1 protein-coding gene is annotated in these 2,386 nt (G+C 63.7%); it reads left to right on the top strand.

Features of this window, described 5'->3' with window-relative positions; translation table 11 throughout:
- On the top strand, positions 1 to 2,138 hold a 2,138-nt coding region (locus ACK5L9_RS00330; protein WP_416909455.1), incomplete at its 5' end, for a PLxRFG domain-containing protein.
- Positions 2,139 to 2,386: the final 248 nt, after the last annotated feature.

Genomic DNA, 2,386 nt, shown 5'->3' with positions numbered 1-2,386 from the left:
TGGCGCAGATGCGGCAGGCCTTTGAAAGCAACCGCCTGTCCGGCCCCTATTTTCCGCTGTCGCGCTTTGGCACCTATTTCGTCACCCTGCGCGATGCCGATGGCAGGGTCGTCTCGTTCAGCCGCTTTGCGAAGAAGGCGCAGCAGGAGGCGTTCATCCGCGAGATGGAGGGCCGCCCCGGCCGTGTCGAACGCGGGGTGCTGGGCGAAGGGGCCGATCTGCGCGGCATGGTTGATCCGCGTTTCGTGGCCGATGTCGAACAGATGCTGGGCGAGGCGGGCGCAGGGGCCGAGTTGCTGGATGCCGTCTGGCAGCACTGGCTGGAAACCCTGCCCGATCAGTCGGTGCGCAAGGCGCATATCCACAGGAAGGGCCGGGCCGGGTTCAACCGCGATGCCATCCGCGCCTTTTCCTCGGCGATGTTCCATGGCGCGCATCAGCTTGGCCGGCTGACATACGGGCTGGAAATGGACGAGAACCTGAACGAGGCCGAGGAACAGGCCGCGCGGCAGCCCGATCCGGAACGCGCAGGCTTCGTGGTGCGCGAGATGCGCCAGCGCCATGCCTTCACCATGAACCCGACCAACAACCCGCTGGTGACGGCTGGCACCTCGCTGGCCTTTATCTGGTATCTGGGCATGTCGCCCGCTTCGGCCATGGTGAACCTGTCCCAGACCACGATCTTCGGCATCCCGATCATGGCGGCACGCTTTCGCAAGGCGGGTGTCACCGGGGCGGCGGATGCGCTGTGGAAAGCCGCAAGGGATTTCGGCAGGGGCAAGGGCCGGATCGACAAGGCCCCGGACCTGTCTGCCGATGACCGCGCGGCGCTGGCCGAAGGGTACCAGCGGGGCACGATCGACAAGACGCAGGCGCATGATCTGGCCTCGGTCGCCGAGTCGGGTGTCGAATATAATGCGGCGCGCGAAAAGGCGATGCGGGTGATCGGCTTTCTGTTCCACCACACCGAGCGCTTCAACCGGGAAGTCACCTTCCTTGCCAATTTCCGGCTGCTGCGCGCCGAAGGCCGGTCACAGGCCGAAGCCATCGACGAGGCCGACGCCATGGTCAAGAAGATCCATTTCGACTATCAGAACACCTCCAGACCCCGGATGATGCAGGGCGATTTCGAGAAGATCCTGTTCACCTTCCGCAACTTCACCGTGAACGCGCTCTATCGTCTGTTCCGCGACACCCATCAGGCCTTTGCCGGGGCCAGCGCCGAGACCCGCCGCGAGGCCCGTAACCAGCTTGTCGGCGTCACCCTGTCGATGCTGGCCCATGCCGGTATCAAGGGCGTCTGGGGCTATGGGCTGCTGATGACGCTTCTGGGGCTGTTCTTCCCCGGCGATGGCGACGATGTGGAAGAATGGCTTCAGGATGCGCTGCTGATGGAGGGCGACAGCCCGGCAACCGCCGCCTGGAACTGGACCATGGGCATGGCGCTGAACGGGGTGCCGGGCAATGGTCTGGGCATCAGCCTGACGAACCGGATCGGGATGCCGAACCTCTGGTTCCAGCCGCCGCGCGAAGGCACGGAAGGGCAGGAACTGTGGATGCATTATCTGGCCCAGATCGCCGGGCCGGTCGCCGCGATCCCCGGTCAGTTTCTGGCCGGGCTGTCGATGATATCCGATGCCTGGGGCGAGGGGAACGGCGACAACATGATGCGCGGTGCGGAAAAGATGCTGCCGGGCTTTGCCGCCGATCTGCTGACGCCGGTCAGGTTCATGGCCTATGGCGCAAACACTTATTACGGGGATCCGCTGATCGAGAATGTCGGCGTCCTTGATGCGCTGCGCGCGGGCCTTGGCTTCACACCGGCGAAACTGGCCGAGCGATACGAGATCAACAACAGGCTGAAAGCCCGGCAAAAGCAGATCATGGATCGCCGGGCGCGCATTCACAGGGCCATCGGCACCGCCGTTCAGGAGGGCGGGGACGTGCCGCCCGGCATCCTGCGCGATCTGCAGCGTTTCAACAGCGAGTTCCCCGAATATCCGATCACCCCCGAGACGGTCAGGGCGTCGATCAGATCAAGGGCGCGGATGAAGGAACGCAACGAATTCGGCGTGAGCTTGAACCCGAAGCTGAACGACCGGTTGCGCGGCGAGATGGCACCAGCGGTTTATGGCTAGCGTTTGCGGCCCGGTTCCGGTAGAAATCGGGTATCGGCATAGGATGTGCCTTCCAGCTTGAACCGCAGGAATGGGCATATCCTATGGCAAATTACAATGATCTGACAGTTGGGTCCGAGTGGGTGGCCGTTCCGGTCGCGCCCGAGAATACGATCATCTGGCCTGACGGGCCGATCAGGATCACCTCGCATAGCTCGCCGAACGGCAACACGCTTGGCATTCCCGTCGATCGTGACGAAGCCTATCCG

The organism is Paracoccus sp. (in: a-proteobacteria) (assembly GCF_047973135.1).
Lineage (GTDB): Bacteria > Pseudomonadota > Alphaproteobacteria > Rhodobacterales > Rhodobacteraceae > Paracoccus.
This window is presented reverse-complemented; position numbering and strand designations above follow the sequence as displayed.